This is a genomic window from Bacteroidota bacterium, assembly GCA_020161395.1.
Taxonomy (GTDB): domain Bacteria; phylum Bacteroidota; class Ignavibacteria; order Ignavibacteriales; family Ignavibacteriaceae; genus UTCHB3.
In genome coordinates, this window is the sequence record JAIUOE010000013.1 from 16392 (window position 1) to 32782 (window position 16391).

Genomic DNA, 16391 nt, shown 5'->3' on the forward strand with positions numbered 1-16391 from the left:
TCCGGGATTTTGAGTTTTAGTAGATCATCATCTGTGTCAGGATTTTAGTTTTGATTAAACAAATCCGGTCCAATTATGTGATCAATAAATGTTTTTCGGTGGTAATGAGTTGGTCCATACTTCTTGAGAGCAGCAATATGTTCTTTCGTCGGGTATCCTTTGTTGTGCTCCCAGCCGTATTCGGGATGGATTCGCGATAGTTCGAACATGGCATCATCCCTTGCGACTTTTGCGATGATCGAGGCTGCGGCAATGGAAAGGGATTTTGCATCGCCTTTTACAATGGGGAGAAGCGGAACATCTGAATCGAAAGATTTATTTCCGTCAACGAGGATAACGCCCGGTTTTGTGGTAAGCGATTCCACTGAGACCTTCATGGCAAACAGGGAGGCCCTTAAAATATTTATTCTGTCGATCTCTTCGGCATCGATTGCAGTAAATCTTACCGTTAGAGCATAAGTATAAATTACCTCTTTCAATTCCCTTCTTTTTTTGTCGGTCAATTTTTTGGAATCATTCACTCCGGGAAGATCCAGATCCGGGGGAAGAATGACTGCAGCTGCCATTACAGGTCCGGCAAGCGGTCCTCTTCCTGCTTCGTCAGTTCCCGCGAGAAATTCAGTTTTAAATCTGACCCGGTAAAAATCGTCAAATGATTTCATAAGCCGAACAATATCGCCACGATTCCGAGAATCATTATCCATTTAAGATTTCTGCTGATAACTGTATAGTCTTCTTTACGGCTTGCTTTTCTCACTGCGTCCATTGATGATACCAGCCCCGGAGCCACAGACAACGAAATAATGACAAGATATTCAATCCTGTACACCTGAAATGCAAAAGGGAGGAATACAAGAACTACCAGCACAAGACTCAGTATGGAAATTAATTTCTTTGATGCATCCAACCCGAAAACTATGGGAAATGTAGTCACTTCAGTCGCTTCATCCCCTTCCATATCCTCAATATCCTTTACAATTTCTCTGATCAGATTAATGAAAAACGAGAAAATGAAGGGAAAAATCACACCATTGTAGTTGTCGACCGCCGAGGCACCGAAAACGAAAATCAACCCCGTGAAAAATGCAACCGTGATGTTTCCCGCCAGTGGAATGTTTTTAAGATAGTATGAATAGAAAAAGATGACGATGGAGGAGAGCGCTGCAATAACCGCCGGGATTATCCCTGCGAGGGATGCAAAAAATATTCCGCCCATTTTGGTGAAAAGATAGAGACGCATCGCAGTCGTCTCGGAGACCTTCCCTGAGGGGAGCGGGCGATCGGGACGGTTGATTTTATCCGTCTCCACATCCAGAATATCGTTAATGATATTGCCACCTGATCCAACAAGTCCCGCTGAAAGTCCGATGAGACTTCCAAAAAAAAGGACAGTATCGGAGTATACTCCACCCATGGCAATAAAGACAGAGAGGAATCCCGAGATAAAAGAAATGATAAAATTGACGGGTCTGAACAAAGTGAGCAGGGAATACCTCTTTATTTGAGAAAATTAGATTGAGAAAATATCGTCACAAATATAAAAAAACATATATTAAAATGTTATTTTTTGATATTTTGTAACCGAAAAAGTTTTCACATAAGAGAGGAAAAAATGAAGAGAACAATACTACTTCTCTCCGTACTTGTGTTGATGGTTTTTAACCTCAATGCACAAATGAGCAGCTTCCCCGATTTCAGTCACTATCCCGGAGCAGGAACAGGAAATGTTGAGGGCAGTGCCGGTCTTCTTTGGATCGACGGTAAGCCTCATTACAATCTGAGAATCACTCCTGATATCAGCTTCGCTAAATTCGGAGTCGGTCTCGACCTCAATCTTGAATTCACACCAGAAGGTAAACTTCGCGATGAGAATTACAAGACAGCATCTCAGGTTCTATCCATCATCCGCTATGTGAGATATGGTGAAAAGAAAGATGAAATATTCGCAAAGGTCGGTATGATCGACTATTATACACTTGGGCAGGGAAACCTGATCTACATGTATAACAACAGCTCGAGCTTTGATAACAGAAAAACCGGTTTCAACTTCGATGTCGATATGGGCAAATGGGGTTTTGAATCGATGTACAGTGATTTTGCCGCCGGTGGTGTTGCGGGATTAAGAGGGTATGTAAGACCTCTCCGTTTCTCCGAGGCTGCTGCAAAAATTCCTGTAATAAGCAACCTTGAAGTTGGTCTTTCATTTGCCGGTGACTTTAACGAAAAAGCCGGTGTTCTAAAAGGAGCCTACAATTCACAGGGTGACTTTGTCGTAACAGACAAGAAAAATTCTGTAACCGGTTTCTCGGTAGATCTCGGGCTTCCTGTGGTTAAAACCGATATGTTGAGTGTGGATCTGTTTACGAACTACACAAAAATGGCTGATTACGGTTCAGGAGTTAATGCAGGTTTCATGCTCTCTTTGAACGGGCTCGGAATGGTAAAACTTTCGACGAAGTTTGAAAGAAGATTCAATGATGGTAAATTCCTCCCTTCATACTTCGACGGTCTTTATGAGATCGAAAGATTTGCGATCATTGGTGGCGCACCTGCCGGAAAGATCATGGCTCTCGAGTTCATGGGTGAAAGTGACAACGGCTGGTTTGGTGCTTTAAGAGCTGACATTGCAAACTATGCGGTTGTTTATGGAAGTTACCAGAGACTGGACAAGACTCCGAACAGTGGTATCCTTCAATTAAAAACCGATCTTTCACCAAAAGACGGAGCATATGTTCTTTATGCCGGATATGAAAAGTCGGGAATTCAATCAGAATCCGAACTTTTTACAACGGATGAAAGATCGCATGCATATGTTGAAGTCGGGTACAAACCATATAAATTCCTTATTGTGTCACTTGTATATCACTGGACTTTTCTGCCACTCAGAGACGGCTCCAACAATGTAATTGGATATGAACCACAGAAGAGAATTGAACCCAGAGTCAGTTTTGTGATGCCATTTAAATTCTAAAAATCAGAAATAAAAGCCTGAAGGCACTTTATTGATGGTTTTTGAGTTTGAATATATACTCTGAATTCAATAAATTCATGCAGAAAATAAAATTATCAGGGCGGTTGTTCCTTCAGGGATCAACCGTCTGTTTTGTTAAAAAACACTACAATTCAATTTTTCGGAGATCAATGTAATGGGATGGTTTTTGCGGTTTTTGAGCTCTTCGATCGGCCAGAAATTTGTATCCGGTCTAACTGGGCTCTTTTTAATTTCCTTCCTGCTGGTGCATCTCGCCGGTAATTTTCAACTTTTTATGAATGATAACGGGGTCGCATTTAATGCCTACTCGGAATTCATGTCAACCAATCCAATTATCAGAACACTTGAGATCGGTCTGGTTTTGGGATTTGTATTCCATATGTTCATCGGTACCAGACTCTGGCTAAAAAACAGGGCAGCAAGACCCGTTGCTTATGCTGTCAGGGATGCGAACGCAAACAGTGACTGGACTTCCCGTTCTATGTTTCTGAGCGGATTGATAATAGTTGTTTTTCTTGTGATTCACCTGAGGAGTTTTTTCGTGGAGACAAGATTTCTTGGGCAACATGACATGTATAAACTCGTTGTCGAGGCTTTCAAACAACCAGTTTATTCAGGATTTTATGTGTTTGCAATGATCCTGCTCGGAATACACCTCAACCATGGTTTTCAGAGTTCCTTCCAAACCTTTGGGCTTTTGGGAAAGAAATACTCGCCGGTTATAAAAGGGCTTGGTCTGGCTTTTGCGATCATTGTTCCCCTTCTATACGCTGTCATTCCACTCTATTTTTTATTTGGAACAGGAGGTAAATAATGGCTTTAGATTCGAAGATCCCTTCCGGACCAATCGAGAAAAAGTGGTACAACCACAAATTCAACCTTAAACTTGTAAATCCTGCCAACAGAAGAAAATATCATGTGATAGTAGTCGGCACAGGTCTTGCCGGAGGAGCTGCTGCAGCCACTCTTGGTGAGATGGGATATGAAGTTTCGGCTTTTTGTTATCAGGACAGTGCCCGGAGGGCTCACAGCATTGCCGCTCAGGGCGGAATTAACGCTGCAAAAAATTACAGAAATGACGGCGATTCAATTTACAGACTTTTTTACGACACCGTAAAAGGTGGCGACTACCGTGCCCGTGAGGCAAATGTTTACCGCCTTGCAGAATTAAGCGTAAACATAATCGACCAGTGTGTGGCACAGGGTGTTCCGTTCGCAAGAGAATACGGCGGATATCTTGACAACCGTTCATTCGGTGGAGCACAGGTTTCGAGAACATTTTATGCAAGAGGACAGACTGGGCAGCAGTTGTTGCTGGGTGCATACAGCGCACTTTCGCGCCAGGTTGGCCTTGGTCAGGTTAAGATGTATGAACGCCACGAAATGCTTGATGTTGTAATGATTGACGGGAAAGCCCGCGGAATTATAGCCCGTAACATGGTTACAGGTGAAATCGAGAAGCACGCAGCAGATGCCGTGATTCTTGCAACGGGTGGATACGGGAATGTCTACTACCTCTCCACCAATGCCAAAGGCTGCAACACAAGTGCAATCTGGCGTGCTCACAAAAGAGGAGCCTACTTCGGAAATCCCTGCTTTGTTCAGATACATCCGACATGCATACCTGTAAGCGGCGAACACCAGTCGAAACTTACTCTCATGTCTGAGAGTCTAAGGAACGACGGAAGGGTGTGGGTTCCGCTGAAAAAAGGAGATACAAGAAGGGCACAGGACATTCCTGAAGCAGAGAGGGATTATTATCTCGAACGCCGTTACCCGTCATTTGGTAACCTGGTTCCGAGAGATGTTGCCTCCCGTGCCGCAAAACAGGTATGCGATGAAGGCAGAGGAGTTGGTTCTTCCAAAATGGCGGTTTATCTCGATTTTGCAGATGCCATTAAAAGACAGGGCAAAGCCAAAATTGAAGAGAAATATGGTAATCTTTTCGACATGTATTATGAAATAACCGATGAAAATCCGTATGAAGTACCTATGAGAATCTATCCGGCAGTTCATTACACAATGGGCGGATTGTGGGTCGACTACAATCTTATGACCACGGTTCCCGGACTTTTTGCCGCGGGTGAAGCCAATTTCTCGGATCATGGTGCCAACAGGCTCGGTGCCTCTGCACTCATGCAGGGTCTTGCCGATGGTTATTTTGTACTTCCTTCCACTGTTGGAGGATATCTTGGTTCTAACACCTTCCCGAAAGTTACCACTGATGCACCTGAATTTGAAGAAGCTGTGAAAAATGTCAAGTCAGGCATCGATAAACTTCTTTCAATAAAAGGAACGAATTCTGTCGACTATTACCACAAAAAGCTTGGCAAGATAATGTGGGACAAAGTCGGTATGGGAAGAAACGAGACAGGACTGAAAGAGGCAATCACAGAAATTCAATCTCTGAGAGAGGATTTCTGGAAAAATGTCAGAGTTCTTGGAGTGAATGAAGAGTTGAACCAGTCGCTTGAAAAAGCCGGACGGGTTGCAGATTTCTTTGAACTCGCTGAACTTATGGCAAAAGATGCACTCAACCGTCGTGAATCGTGCGGTGGTCACTTCAGAGAGGAATCTCAGACAGAAGACAATGAAGCCAAAAGAGATGATGAAAACTTTAGTTTCGTATCAGCCTGGGAATATAAAGGTGCCGGAAATGACCCCGAACTTCACAAGGAAGAGCTGACATTCGAATACTGCAAACCCAGCCAAAGAAGCTACAAATAGGAAGGAGATGTAAATATGAACTTTAAGTTGAAAATATGGCGTCAAAAGAATTCGAAAGATTCAGGCAGATTTGTTGATTATTCGGTAGCTAATATTTCTGAAGACACATCTTTCCTTGAGATGCTCGACATACTGAATGAGGACCTTATCGCCAAAAATGAGGAACCCGTTGCATTCGACCACGATTGCCGTGAAGGTATTTGCGGGATGTGCAGCCTCCACATTAGTGGCAGACCTCACGGTCCGAGACAGAAAGTAACAGCCTGCCAGTTGTTTATGAGGTCCTTTAAGGAAGGAGAAACAATTACAGTAGAGCCATGGCGTGCAAAGCCGTTCCCTGTGATTAAAGATTGCATCACTGACCGGTCAGCTTTCGACAGAATAATGCAGTCGGGCGGTTTCATTTCTGCAAGCACGGGTTCTGCTCCCGATGGTAACGCGGTTCCGATCCCTAAAAAGGATGCTGAACTGGCAATGGATGCCGCTGCCTGTATCGGATGCGGTGCATGTGTAGCTGCATGCAAGAATGCTTCAGCCATGCTTTTTGTTGCAGCAAAAGTCTCACACCTCGGTCACCTTCCTCAAGGGAAAGTGGAAAGGAAAGAGAGAGTGCTCAATATGGTTGCCCAGATGGACAAGGAAGGATTCGGATCATGCACAAACACTTATGCATGTGAGGCTGAATGTCCTAAAGGCATTTCTGTGGCGAATATTGCGTTCCTCAATCGTGAATACCTGAAAGCGGGTTTATCGTAAGCGGAAATATATTTAATAACGGGCTGTCGGCGGTGATATTGCCCGACAGCCTTTTTTGTTAGAAAATGATGTTTAAAGAAAAAGCAGCAAAGTTACTAAAACTCAACAGTGAACTGATTTCCCGTTCGCCTGTTACCGAATTTTTGATTGAAGAGCTTGAGTCCATGGGTATTCATCCTGCATTCATCAAATTTCTTTGGGCTGAAAGCATTTTGGAAGGTGAAAAAGAGGGGAGCTTAAAAGCCTCAATTTCGAAGGAAGAATTGTTAGTCATTTTGAAAAAGGCGGCCGTATTCAATCTAAATTTTCTTTTTAACCCAGTGTTCCTTCTAAAAAAGCACATCTTTTCCTCGAAAGACGGAGTAAATCCGGGGCTCCTTGCCGATCTTCGAAACAGGGTTTACTATTTTAGATATTATATTGACATCCTGGAGAAACTTCAGAAGTCGGGTAAACTGCTTGAATCGGATTATGATGAAACGATGCAGAGAGTAAACAAAAAGCTCCTTGATGGTAACTTCAATTCCATAATCTCTGACGGTGTGGATGCTCTGAGTCACTTCTTCAATTATAAAGATGAGTTCCCTTCGCTCGACAGGGAATGTATGAAGCTCTTCCTCCTTTCAAGGGGGTTGAATGACGCATATGAAAAGTTGCTTCCTCACTACGAGAGGAAAGAATTATTAAGTGTCTGGAAAATAAAGGATGTTCTCACAGGGGATGAAACCTCAATTTTTGATGCCCATCTCGAAGTAACCAGGGAAATCAAACCTCAGCGACCGGTTTTGGCACCACTTCCACAAGAGGAGACCCCGACAGTTGCGGATCAGGGGATTACGGAACCCGTTCCGGTGATCGAAAAGAAAAAGGAAGACCTGCCTCCCATTGATTTCAAACGGGAAGAGCAGGTAAGAAAAGCTCCGGAAACGATGTCCTCAAAAACAATTGAAGAAACGATCTCAGCTCCTAAAAAGAAAATTGAGTTCGAAGAAGTGGTAGAACCCGGGGTGATTAAGCCCAGTGATGATGCAATGGAGATAATTTCAAAACTGCCATCGATAAATGATGAACCACAGGTTAAGATAATTGATGACGAACCTGTTCAGCGGTATGAATTCAGTTTCCCTCCCAGAGTGGATCCTGAAATTTCGACCGTTAAGGAAAAAAAGAATATTTTGTCGCTCCTCGATCAGGATGAAAGTCTGAAGATAATTCAGCATATCTTCGACGGTGATCATTCCGACTTTTTCAGCAGCATTGAGGCTCTTGAGAAATGTGCAGGTATCAGTGAGGCACGAAACCTTCTCTCAATCATTTTTGCAAATGCCGGATTGAGCGAAAAAAACAAGTATGCGCGTTTACTAACAGAAAAAACAGAAAGAAGTTTTACGGGTTAAAAAGTGTTTATAGATTTTGTAAGTATTGAAATTTCAGCAGGAGCAGGTGGCGATGGTGCAGTTGCATTCAGAAGAGAAAAATTTGTTCCGAAAGGCGGACCTTCAGGTGGTGACGGAGGTGACGGGGGTTCGGTTTATATATACGCCGACCATAACCTTCACACTCTTCTTGACTTTAGATATAAGAAGAAATATGCAGCCGAAGACGGTAAACCGGGAGGCACCTCACTGAAGGACGGGCGAAAAGGTGAAGACCTGATAATAAAAGTTCCGGTAGGAACCATTATTAAGGATGCCGATACGGGAAAGACCATTCTTGATGTAAAAAAAGCAGGCGAAACCTACCTTATTGCAAAAGGAGGAAAGGGAGGCAAGGGGAACTCGAAGTTTGCCACAGCGGTAAACAGAACTCCCAGAACAGCCGAACCCGGAACTCCCGGTAAAGGTTTTAGAGCCGATCTTGAATTAAAACTGCTCGCAGATGTTGGACTTGTCGGTTTTCCGAATGCGGGGAAATCCACGCTCATTTCAGTGATATCCGAAGCCAAACCTAAAATTGCAAATTATCCTTTTACCACACTTGAGCCAAATCTCGGTATTGTCCGCGTGGGAGACTATGACTCTTTCACGATGGCGGATATTCCCGGAATTATCGAGGGAGCAAGTGAGGGGAAAGGTTTGGGAATCCAGTTTCTGAAGCACATCGAAAGAACAGGTATTCTTCTTTTCCTTCTCGACATTACATCAGATGACTACGATCGCGATCTGGCAACACTGCTGAACGAGATGAAAAAATTCAGTCCAACTCTTGCAAAAAAGAAGAAAATTCTCGCCCTGACAAAAGCGGATCTCTTGGATGAGGAGAGTTTGTCAGCACTTCAGAAAGTAAAAGTAAAAGGATATCGGGGAAAACCGATGATTATCTCTTCTGCATCACGCCTGAATATCGACTTGCTCGTAAAGAGACTGTGGGATGAAATGCAGAAAAAGGAAAGCAAATAAACAACCGAATCGAGGTATAATATGAGAATCCATAAATACAGTGCGGTCGTCCTTTCGGTCGCATTTACTTTCTTCATTTCAGCCTGCTCGAGTCTGGGACTGAATATATTTTCAGACGCTGATGAAGTATCATTGGGGTCAAATGTGGCTGCGGAGATAGCTGCAGATCCGAAGGAATATCCAATATTCCGGGGAGATCCATCCATAAAGCAATATTTGAACGACAGGATTTTTTATCACCTGTTGCAATCAAATTCGATCACCAAAAAAAATGTGTACACTTATCAGTTGGAAATTATCGACAGACCCGATGTGCTGAACGCATTTGCTCTTCCGGGTGGAAGAGTGTATGTTTATACGGGACTGTTAAAGTATCTTGACTCTGAAGCAGCACTCGCAGGTGTACTTGGACATGAAATCGCACACGCCGAACGGAGGCACGCAACCCAGAGAATGACTGCACAGTATGGCACTTCAATGTTGATCGGTCTGGTTTTGGGTCAAAATCCAAACAAATATGTGGAAATTGCCGCAAATCTTTTTGCAGGGTTATCGTTGCTTTCCAACAGCCGTTCGAATGAAGATGAAAGTGACAAATATTCGATTGAATACCTGAAAGACACACGCTATTATCCGGGTGGAGTGAAATTCTTTTTCGAAAAGATGAGAGATGACGGTAAAGTCAGTTCCAAAAGTGGTGGAATTGAGACTTTTCTTTCCACACATCCTGATCCAATTGCCAGAATATCGAGTACAGATCAGCGTCTGAAAGAAAAAGGAATGGCAGTGTTTTCCTACACAAACTACGCCGGACAAGGGGTATTCAGAGACGAGTACAAAAGAAACATTACCGATAAATTACCTAAATAGAGAGAGTTCATGAGAATCTTTGCAACCATCATTTTTGCCGTTTTAGTCGTTTTTTCTGCTGTTCCTCAGGATAAAAAACCTTTGACAGCCGAAGATATCTGGAAAATGAAACGAATCGGAAGTTTTGTTGTAAATCCTGCAAAAACCGAAGCGGTATTTTCAGTAACCACTTATGACGCATCCAAAAATGAATCCGAAAGCGACCTTTTTCTGCTTGATCTGAAGACTGCTGATTACAGAAAGTTCACTTCAAGCAAAGGAGGAGAATCATCACCTGTATGGTCACCTGACGGGAAAAAGATCGCTTTCGTTGCAAAGAGAGAAGGTGATGAGCGGGGACAAATTTATATCATCTCCCGTGAAGGCGGGGAAGCGGTACGCCTTACCGAAATGCCTCTCGGCGCCGGTTCAATAAAGTGGTTCCCGGACGGGAAGAAAATCGCGTTTGCTGCTAATACATATCCTGAAGCCCAAGGTAATCTTGATACACTCAAAAAGCTTATCAAAGCCAAAAAAGAGAACAAGGTTACGGCAAAAGTCACCGAAGACAGATACTATCGTTACTGGGACAGTTGGCTGACTGACGGTTTTGTTACACATCTTTATGCAGTAGATGTGACAACGGGAAAAGTGACCGATCTTACACCCGCAAATGAAGCAATTCTTTCAGCAGGGGGAAGTGGTGCCGATTTCGACATTTCACCTGACGGTTTGCAGATCGTACTTTCGGCAAATGTTACTCCAAAACCATATTTCAAAGAATTGAATTTCGACCTCTTCCTCCTTAAAACAGATGGAAGTGGTAAAATGGAAAACATCACGGCAAGTAACATGGCAGGTGATGGAGGTGCCCGCTTTTCACCTTGTGGCAAATTTGTTTTTTATCTTAAAACTCTTGATGTAAATAAACTTGCAGAAAACAACAAACTCGCAAGATTCGAACTTTCCTCCAGGAAGGATACACTTCTTACCGCAAAAATTGATCTTTCCATCGGTGAATACGAGTTTGATACAAAAACAGGCACAATTTATTTTGCATGTGATTTTAAAGGACGGACAGGAATTTTTAAGGTTAATCCTGATGGTAGAGATTTGCAGCATGTTTTTGCTGAAGGTACAAACAGCGGTATCGATCCCGACAGCAGTATAGTTTATTTTCTGAATCAAAACAATAGCACCCCACAGAGAATTGTGTCTTATGATCAGTCTTCAAAAAAACTCACCAAAATAGTTGACCTGAATGAAGAACTTACAGCAAAAATTCAGTTCGGAAAATTCGAAGAGCACTACTATTCAGGTGCGGACAAAGATTCTGTACAGCTTTTCCTCCTTTATCCACCAAACTTCGATAAAACAAAAAAATATCCTCTTATCCACCTGATTCATGGCGGACCTCACGGAGCATTCAGCGATGATTTCCATTACAGGTGGAATTCACAGGTTTTTGCCGGGATGGGTTATGTAGTAGCGATGGTTAATTTCCATGGAAGTACAGGATTCGGTGAGAAATTCGCCGAATCAATCGTGGGTGCCCATGGTGACAAACCTTATACCGACATCATGAATGCAAATGAATTTCTTTTCGACAAGTTCGACTTCATCGATGAAAACAAAGTCGGAGCTGCGGGTGGAAGTTATGGCGGATATCTTGTAAATTACATTGCCGGACAAACGAATAAATTTTCTGCTCTCGTCTCTCATGCCGGAGTTTACAATTATTACGGACAGTTTGCTTCCGACATGACTCACTTCCGTGAACTTGCATACGGAGGTGCTCCCTGGTACAATCAGGAACAGGTACTTAAGTACAGCCCGTCATCATATGCAAGCAAGATGATTACCCCTATGCTTGTCATCCATGGCGAAAAAGATTATCGAGTAGTTGTAACACAGGGACTCGAATTATACGGTGTCCTTAAAGGAAAAGGTGTACCTGCACGGCTCGTCTATTTCCCCGACGAAAACCACTGGGTAATGCAGGCTCAAAATTCAATCTTTTGGTACAAAGAAGTAAAAGACTGGTTCGACAGGTTTTTGAAGTAGAGTGCCAGAGAGGCTTGAGAAACTTGAGAAACCTGAGAATCTCGAGAGAATTGAGAAACCTGAGAACCTGAGAGACCTGAGAGACTTGAGAAACTCGAGAGACATGAGAAACTTGAGTAATCGAGTAACTGAGAGACCTGAGTCATATTGGGTCGCGACAAACTCAAAAAATTGGTTTGGCCCCGGACGGGGTCAAGTATGGGTAGCATGTACGGGTAGCAACGATATCAAAAAATGTTATGGCCCCGGACGGGGTCATGTATGGGTAGCAACGGAATTAACAAATGTTTTGGCCCCGGACGGGGTCAAGTATGGGTAACAATTGTCACATTCAACATACACACAAATATATTTACACATAGTTTTTGCGGTTAAATCGAGAGAAAAAGTTCTTAAATCAACATTTCGTCAAGAGGTGTTAAAATTCATTACCGCAATCATTCAATCACGCAAGCACAAAGTTCGTGAGATTAACGGTGTCGAGGATCATATACATATCCTTATCGGCTATAATCCCATTCAATCTCTTCCTGACTTGATCCGCGACATTAAATCGGAATCATCAAAATTTATAAACGAAAAGCGATTTATTCACGGGCATTTTAGTTGGCAGGAAGGTTACGGCGCATTTTCTATCGGAAAAACGGAGCTGGATAGAATTCACATATATATTCGTAATCAGGAAGTGCATCATTTGGAAGAAAGTTCTATTTCCGAGATAAGGCGTTTTCTTGCATCTTACGGGCATGAAAACCCTGAAAATTATAAATGATCTACCCATACACGACCCCTTGCGGGGCCGACGCAATTATTGATTTTTGCTACCCATACATTTCTACCCATACACGACCCCATCCGGGGCCGACGCAATATTTGATTTTGGTGTTACCCATACATTTCTACCCATACACGACCCCTTGCGGGGCCGACGCAATTATTGATTTTTGCTACCCATACACGACCCCATGCGGGGCCGACACAATTATTGATTTTTGCTACCCATACACGACCCCATGCGGGGCCGACACAATTATTGATTTTTGCTACCCATACACGACCCCTTGCGGGGCCGACCAAATATTTGATTTTGGTGTTACCCATACATTTCTACCCAACACGACCCCTTGCGGGGCCGACGCAATATTTGATTTTTGCTACCCATACACGACCCCATGCGGGGCCGACGCAATATTTGATTTTGGTGTTACCCATACATTTCTACCCATACACGACCCCATCCGGGGCCGACACAATATTTGATTTTTGCTACCCATACATTTCTACCCATACACGACCCCATGCGGGGCCGACTCAATTATTGATTTTTGCTACCCATACACGACCCCATGCGGGGCCAATTTTTCATTTGTTCGATCTCTCAGGTTTCTCAAGTCTCTCGAGTTTCTCAAGTTTCTCAAGTTTCTCAAGTTTCTCAAGTCGCTCAAGTTTCTCAATTCTCTCAAGTCTCTCGAGTTTCTCAGGTCTCTCAATTCCCTCTCTTCCACAGAAGTTCATACAACACAACTGACACCATGATCAGGAATGAAATGTAGATCAGTGTGGAGGAGAGTGCCGTAAGGTAAATAAAACCAGGATGAACAAATCTTACAAGCCAGATACCGCCAAATGTGAAGAGGGTGGAGAAGAGAGGTTCGACCATGAAGAAACCCTTCCAGAAGCCGCCAATGGTTGAGTTAAACCAAAAGATTCCTCCAAGTGCGAGAAAAATGAATGCAAAACCAAACAGATGATTGTGGGTTGTGATCAACAGCTCCGAAACCGGTTTTTCATATTTTTCGGGAATGTCAAACTCATCGGCTTTACCTGTATCCGTGCCGTTAAAATGTTCGACTGCCTTGTCCGGTTGGTAACTTGTATTGTGGTAAAGAAATATGAGCCCCGTTGCTACTGCGGCTGACAGCAGAATCGTAAAAGCTGCCAGGAAGATTTTAAGATTTTTCGGCAGCAAATGAAGTTTGATTTTTAAAATTGATTCCACATTATCCTTTTCTAAAATATTTCGTGAAACAGAACAGCGAGTTTTTTAATGCCTTTTGAGACTGAATTGGCAGAGATAGTAGCACCTGAAATTGAGTCTATTGCTTTCCCGACCGTATAATCGGAATCTTTGTTCTTCCCTTTGAATTGTTTGTTCCATCCCTTATCAGCAACCTCTCCACCATACTGTTCTCTGTACTTTACGATGTGTGAGGAGAGAATATTTCCTTTTGTATCGAACAGTACCAGAAATGTTATCGGCATTGCTTTGCCGTAAACATTATCCAGGAGTCCGTAAGAGGTGACTTTCCCTTTGTTGGAAACTGTATAAATATAGATAAAGTCATTTGCGAATTTTTGTTTCGAGGCAGATTCTGCATTCTTTTTTGCTTTTGCGGGGATGGTGTATTTCTCCTGTTTGATGGAGACACCTTTCCCCATTTCTGAGCGGATTATCGATTCCGTCAGTTCTTTTATCTCCTGCCCGCGGGTTTGATTCCACAGGCAGGAAATGGCTATAACAAATGTAATTGTGATTATTTTCGCAGTCATATCAGAACATGTATCCAACGCCAAGATTGAATGACTTCGTTTCTTCATCGTTTGATTTTCTCTTTTTGGAACTGAAATCGACTTTGAGAACGATGTTATCAAGGGGCAGGATATTTAATCCGACCATAATTTGAGTATAAGCGAAATCATCCGGTTTCAGGTTTGTATTTCTTACAGTTGATGCGGTGTTGTAGAATGAATATCTTACAAACGGGATTATTTGCCAGTCGGATTTAATGAATCTGTTGATGTCATATCCAAGGTCGAAGTAGTAACCTGTTGAAGTTTCGACTGATCCTCTGTTGTAATTTATCATTGCGCCTTCAGCAACGGCATATAATCCGTTTTTGCTGTATTTGGCGTGTAATTCCACGAGGTTAAATTCGATAGTGGAGGAGTCACCTCTCGCTTTGTTGTAAGTTGCAGAAGCTCCTGCTTTGAAAGCTGATGAAATGTTATAGTCGAGTCGAAGTGTGTACATGAGATCGGTCGCGTCTGCAAGATAACCTTTTCTTCTTCCGCTTCGAAGTGCTGATGCAGGTGAAAACTTCTCGCTGTTCAGTCCTTCCATAACATTCAAAGTATATTCCAGACCTTTGTAATTTCCGAAAACTGATGCTCCGTTTCCATACCATGTGGTTGGGATGATTGCATTGTGGTAGTCGGGTCTTTCCACTCCAAAGAAGGTCGGGGGTTCATGAATTTCGTTGATTATTCCTACAGGAGCAAGCACGACACCTGCTCTGAATCCAAGCCAGTTGTAGGGAAGGTAGCTGACATACGCCTGCTCAAGTTCCACTTCGCCATTTCCACCGCTGACGAAGTTATGCTCCAGTTCGAGTTCAGCTTTGAATGACCATTTCTCTGAAAATGAGTGACTGAAAAAGAGGACGAATCTGTGAAAATCGAGTTTCTTTTCAGCTTTTTTTGTATCGAATGTATTATTGTTGTAATGCAGTTCTCCATATCCACCGACACCGGTCTTTGGGGTAAAAAAATCATCCTGGGCGAACAGGCTTGTTGTCATAAGTATGACAAGGATAAGGAGGGGTTTAAAATTATTGGCATAGTACATATGGGCTAACTTTCATTGTTTTATGTTTATATTAAGATTAAGTCTAAATAACAATAGCAAATATAAGAAAGCGTTTGATTCTGTGCAATATATATTAAAGGAAGTATAAGATTTTTTTTACAATTGTAAAGGAACGGGGTTATTTTTTAATCGAAAAGAGGGAGGAAATGTAGTCGGTCTCCACTTTATGGATGTTTGTTATCTCCTTTCCGAGGAAGAGGGATGCGACAAACTGAAAAGTGGTTGGCACATCACTTACATAATAAATATGTGAACCCTGTGAATTTGAATTGTTGAGAATATCCCGTTCGGTGAGTTCTTTCACCACCGAGTAGGAAGCCGCAATACCGGAATCAACAAGTTTTATTTCGGGTCCCACCTCCCGTTGAATAACCTCGCGTAGTATGGGGTAATGGGTGCAACCGAGAATGAGTGTGTCAATTCCTGCAGTTTTAAGTGGTGCAAGATATTCAGCAGCCACAGCCTGTGTTGCCGGATGATCAACCCAACCTTCCTCTGCAAACGGGACAAAAAGGGGACAGGCTGTCTCGAATACCTCAACATTCGGGCTGAGTTCTTTAATCTTCCGGGAGTAGGCATTGTTGTTAATCGTGGCGCGGGTACCAATGACACCGATTTTATTGTTGGAAGTGTAGCCGAGACCATACTTTGAACCGGGCTCAATCATTCCGATTACGGGAACATCAAATTTGTTTCTCAGGCTTTCTATGGCAACGGAAGAAGCTGTGTTGCAGGCAACCACAATGGCTTTTACACCGAACTCCATTAAAAATGCTGCATTCTGAATTGAGTATTCAATGACTGTATCGTTTGACTTGGAGCCATAGGGGACCCTTGCGGTATCGCCAAAGTAAACGATATTTTCATTTGGGAGGGCATCGATGAGGTGCTTTACAACGGTAAGTCCACCAATACCTGAATCGAAAACGCCAATTGGAGCCGGTCTGTTTTTCATAAA

The 16391-nt window shown here is 42.9% G+C and carries 16 protein-coding genes; 9 read left to right on the plus strand and 7 right to left on the minus strand.

Annotated features, from left to right (window positions below; translation table 11 throughout):
- Nucleotides 1-44 precede the first annotated feature (44 nt).
- Both LCH52_15330 and LCH52_15335 read right to left on the minus strand, forming a co-directional pair.
- Nucleotides 45-704 (minus strand): ribonuclease HII, encoded by a 660-nt coding sequence (locus LCH52_15330; GenBank protein MCA0389859.1) that lies wholly within the window; start codon nt 702-704, stop codon nt 45-47.
- On the minus strand, nt 659-1477 hold the full coding sequence (locus LCH52_15335; protein MCA0389860.1) for a geranylgeranylglycerol-phosphate geranylgeranyltransferase: 819 nt from the start codon (nt 1475-1477) through the stop codon (nt 659-661). Before LCH52_15335 ends, LCH52_15330 begins: the two co-directional genes overlap by 46 nt.
- 135 nt (nt 1478-1612) lie before the next feature.
- On the opposite strand from LCH52_15335, the gene LCH52_15340 reads away from it, so the two are divergent.
- The 9 genes from LCH52_15340 (at nt 1613) to tnpA (ending at nt 12559) form a co-directional block, all read left to right on the plus strand.
- Nucleotides 1613-2971, plus strand: coding sequence for a hypothetical protein (locus LCH52_15340; protein MCA0389861.1), 1359 nt, complete (start codon nt 1613-1615; stop codon nt 2969-2971).
- Nucleotides 2972-3146: 175 nt separating this feature from the next.
- Complete coding sequence (locus LCH52_15345; GenBank protein MCA0389862.1) at nt 3147-3806, plus strand: succinate dehydrogenase cytochrome b subunit; 660 nt, start codon at nt 3147-3149, stop codon at nt 3804-3806.
- On the plus strand, nt 3806-5719 hold the full coding sequence (locus tag LCH52_15350; GenBank protein ID MCA0389863.1) for a fumarate reductase/succinate dehydrogenase flavoprotein subunit: 1914 nt from the start codon (nt 3806-3808) through the stop codon (nt 5717-5719). Before LCH52_15345 ends, LCH52_15350 begins: the two co-directional genes overlap by 1 nt.
- A gap of 15 nt (nt 5720-5734) precedes the next feature.
- The gene (locus LCH52_15355) at nt 5735-6475 is read left to right on the plus strand and encodes a succinate dehydrogenase/fumarate reductase iron-sulfur subunit (GenBank protein ID MCA0389864.1); all 741 of its coding nucleotides are present in this window, start codon (nt 5735-5737) and stop codon (nt 6473-6475) included.
- A 65-nt stretch (nt 6476-6540) separates the two neighbouring features.
- Nucleotides 6541-7872: a hypothetical protein gene (locus LCH52_15360; protein MCA0389865.1), complete on the plus strand. Its 1332-nt coding sequence runs from the start codon at nt 6541-6543 to the stop codon at nt 7870-7872.
- 3 nt (nt 7873-7875) lie between these two features.
- Nucleotides 7876-8874, plus strand: a complete 999-nt coding sequence (obgE, locus tag LCH52_15365; GenBank protein ID MCA0389866.1) for a GTPase ObgE — start codon at nt 7876-7878, stop codon at nt 8872-8874.
- Between the two features lie 21 nt (nt 8875-8895).
- Nucleotides 8896-9744 (plus strand): M48 family metalloprotease, encoded by an 849-nt coding sequence (locus tag LCH52_15370; protein ID MCA0389867.1) that lies wholly within the window; start codon nt 8896-8898, stop codon nt 9742-9744.
- Between the two features lie 9 nt (nt 9745-9753).
- Nucleotides 9754-11787, plus strand: a complete 2034-nt coding sequence (locus tag LCH52_15375) for a S9 family peptidase (protein MCA0389868.1) — start codon at nt 9754-9756, stop codon at nt 11785-11787.
- 322 nt (nt 11788-12109) lie between these two features.
- Entirely contained in the window at nt 12110-12559 is a 450-nt protein-coding gene (gene tnpA, locus LCH52_15380) for an IS200/IS605 family transposase (GenBank protein MCA0389869.1), read from the plus strand.
- 590 nt (nt 12560-13149) lie between these two features.
- Here tnpA and LCH52_15385 read toward each other — a convergent pair.
- The 5 genes from LCH52_15385 to murI form a co-directional block, all read right to left on the minus strand.
- Nucleotides 13150-13302, minus strand: coding sequence for a hypothetical protein (locus LCH52_15385; GenBank protein ID MCA0389870.1), 153 nt, complete (start codon nt 13300-13302; stop codon nt 13150-13152).
- Nucleotides 13274-13786, minus strand: a complete 513-nt coding sequence (locus LCH52_15390; GenBank protein MCA0389871.1) for a hypothetical protein — start codon at nt 13784-13786, stop codon at nt 13274-13276. Before LCH52_15390 ends, LCH52_15385 begins: the two co-directional genes overlap by 29 nt.
- 11 nt (nt 13787-13797) lie before the next feature.
- Nucleotides 13798-14337 (minus strand): FMN-binding protein, encoded by a 540-nt coding sequence (locus LCH52_15395; protein MCA0389872.1) that lies wholly within the window; start codon nt 14335-14337, stop codon nt 13798-13800.
- Nucleotide 14338: 1 nt separating this feature from the next.
- Nucleotides 14339-15364, minus strand: a complete 1026-nt coding sequence (locus LCH52_15400) for an OprO/OprP family phosphate-selective porin (protein ID MCA0389873.1) — start codon at nt 15362-15364, stop codon at nt 14339-14341.
- A gap of 187 nt (nt 15365-15551) precedes the next feature.
- Entirely contained in the window at nt 15552-16388 is an 837-nt protein-coding gene (gene murI / locus LCH52_15405; GenBank protein ID MCA0389874.1) for a glutamate racemase, read from the minus strand.
- Nucleotides 16389-16391: the final 3 nt, after the last annotated feature.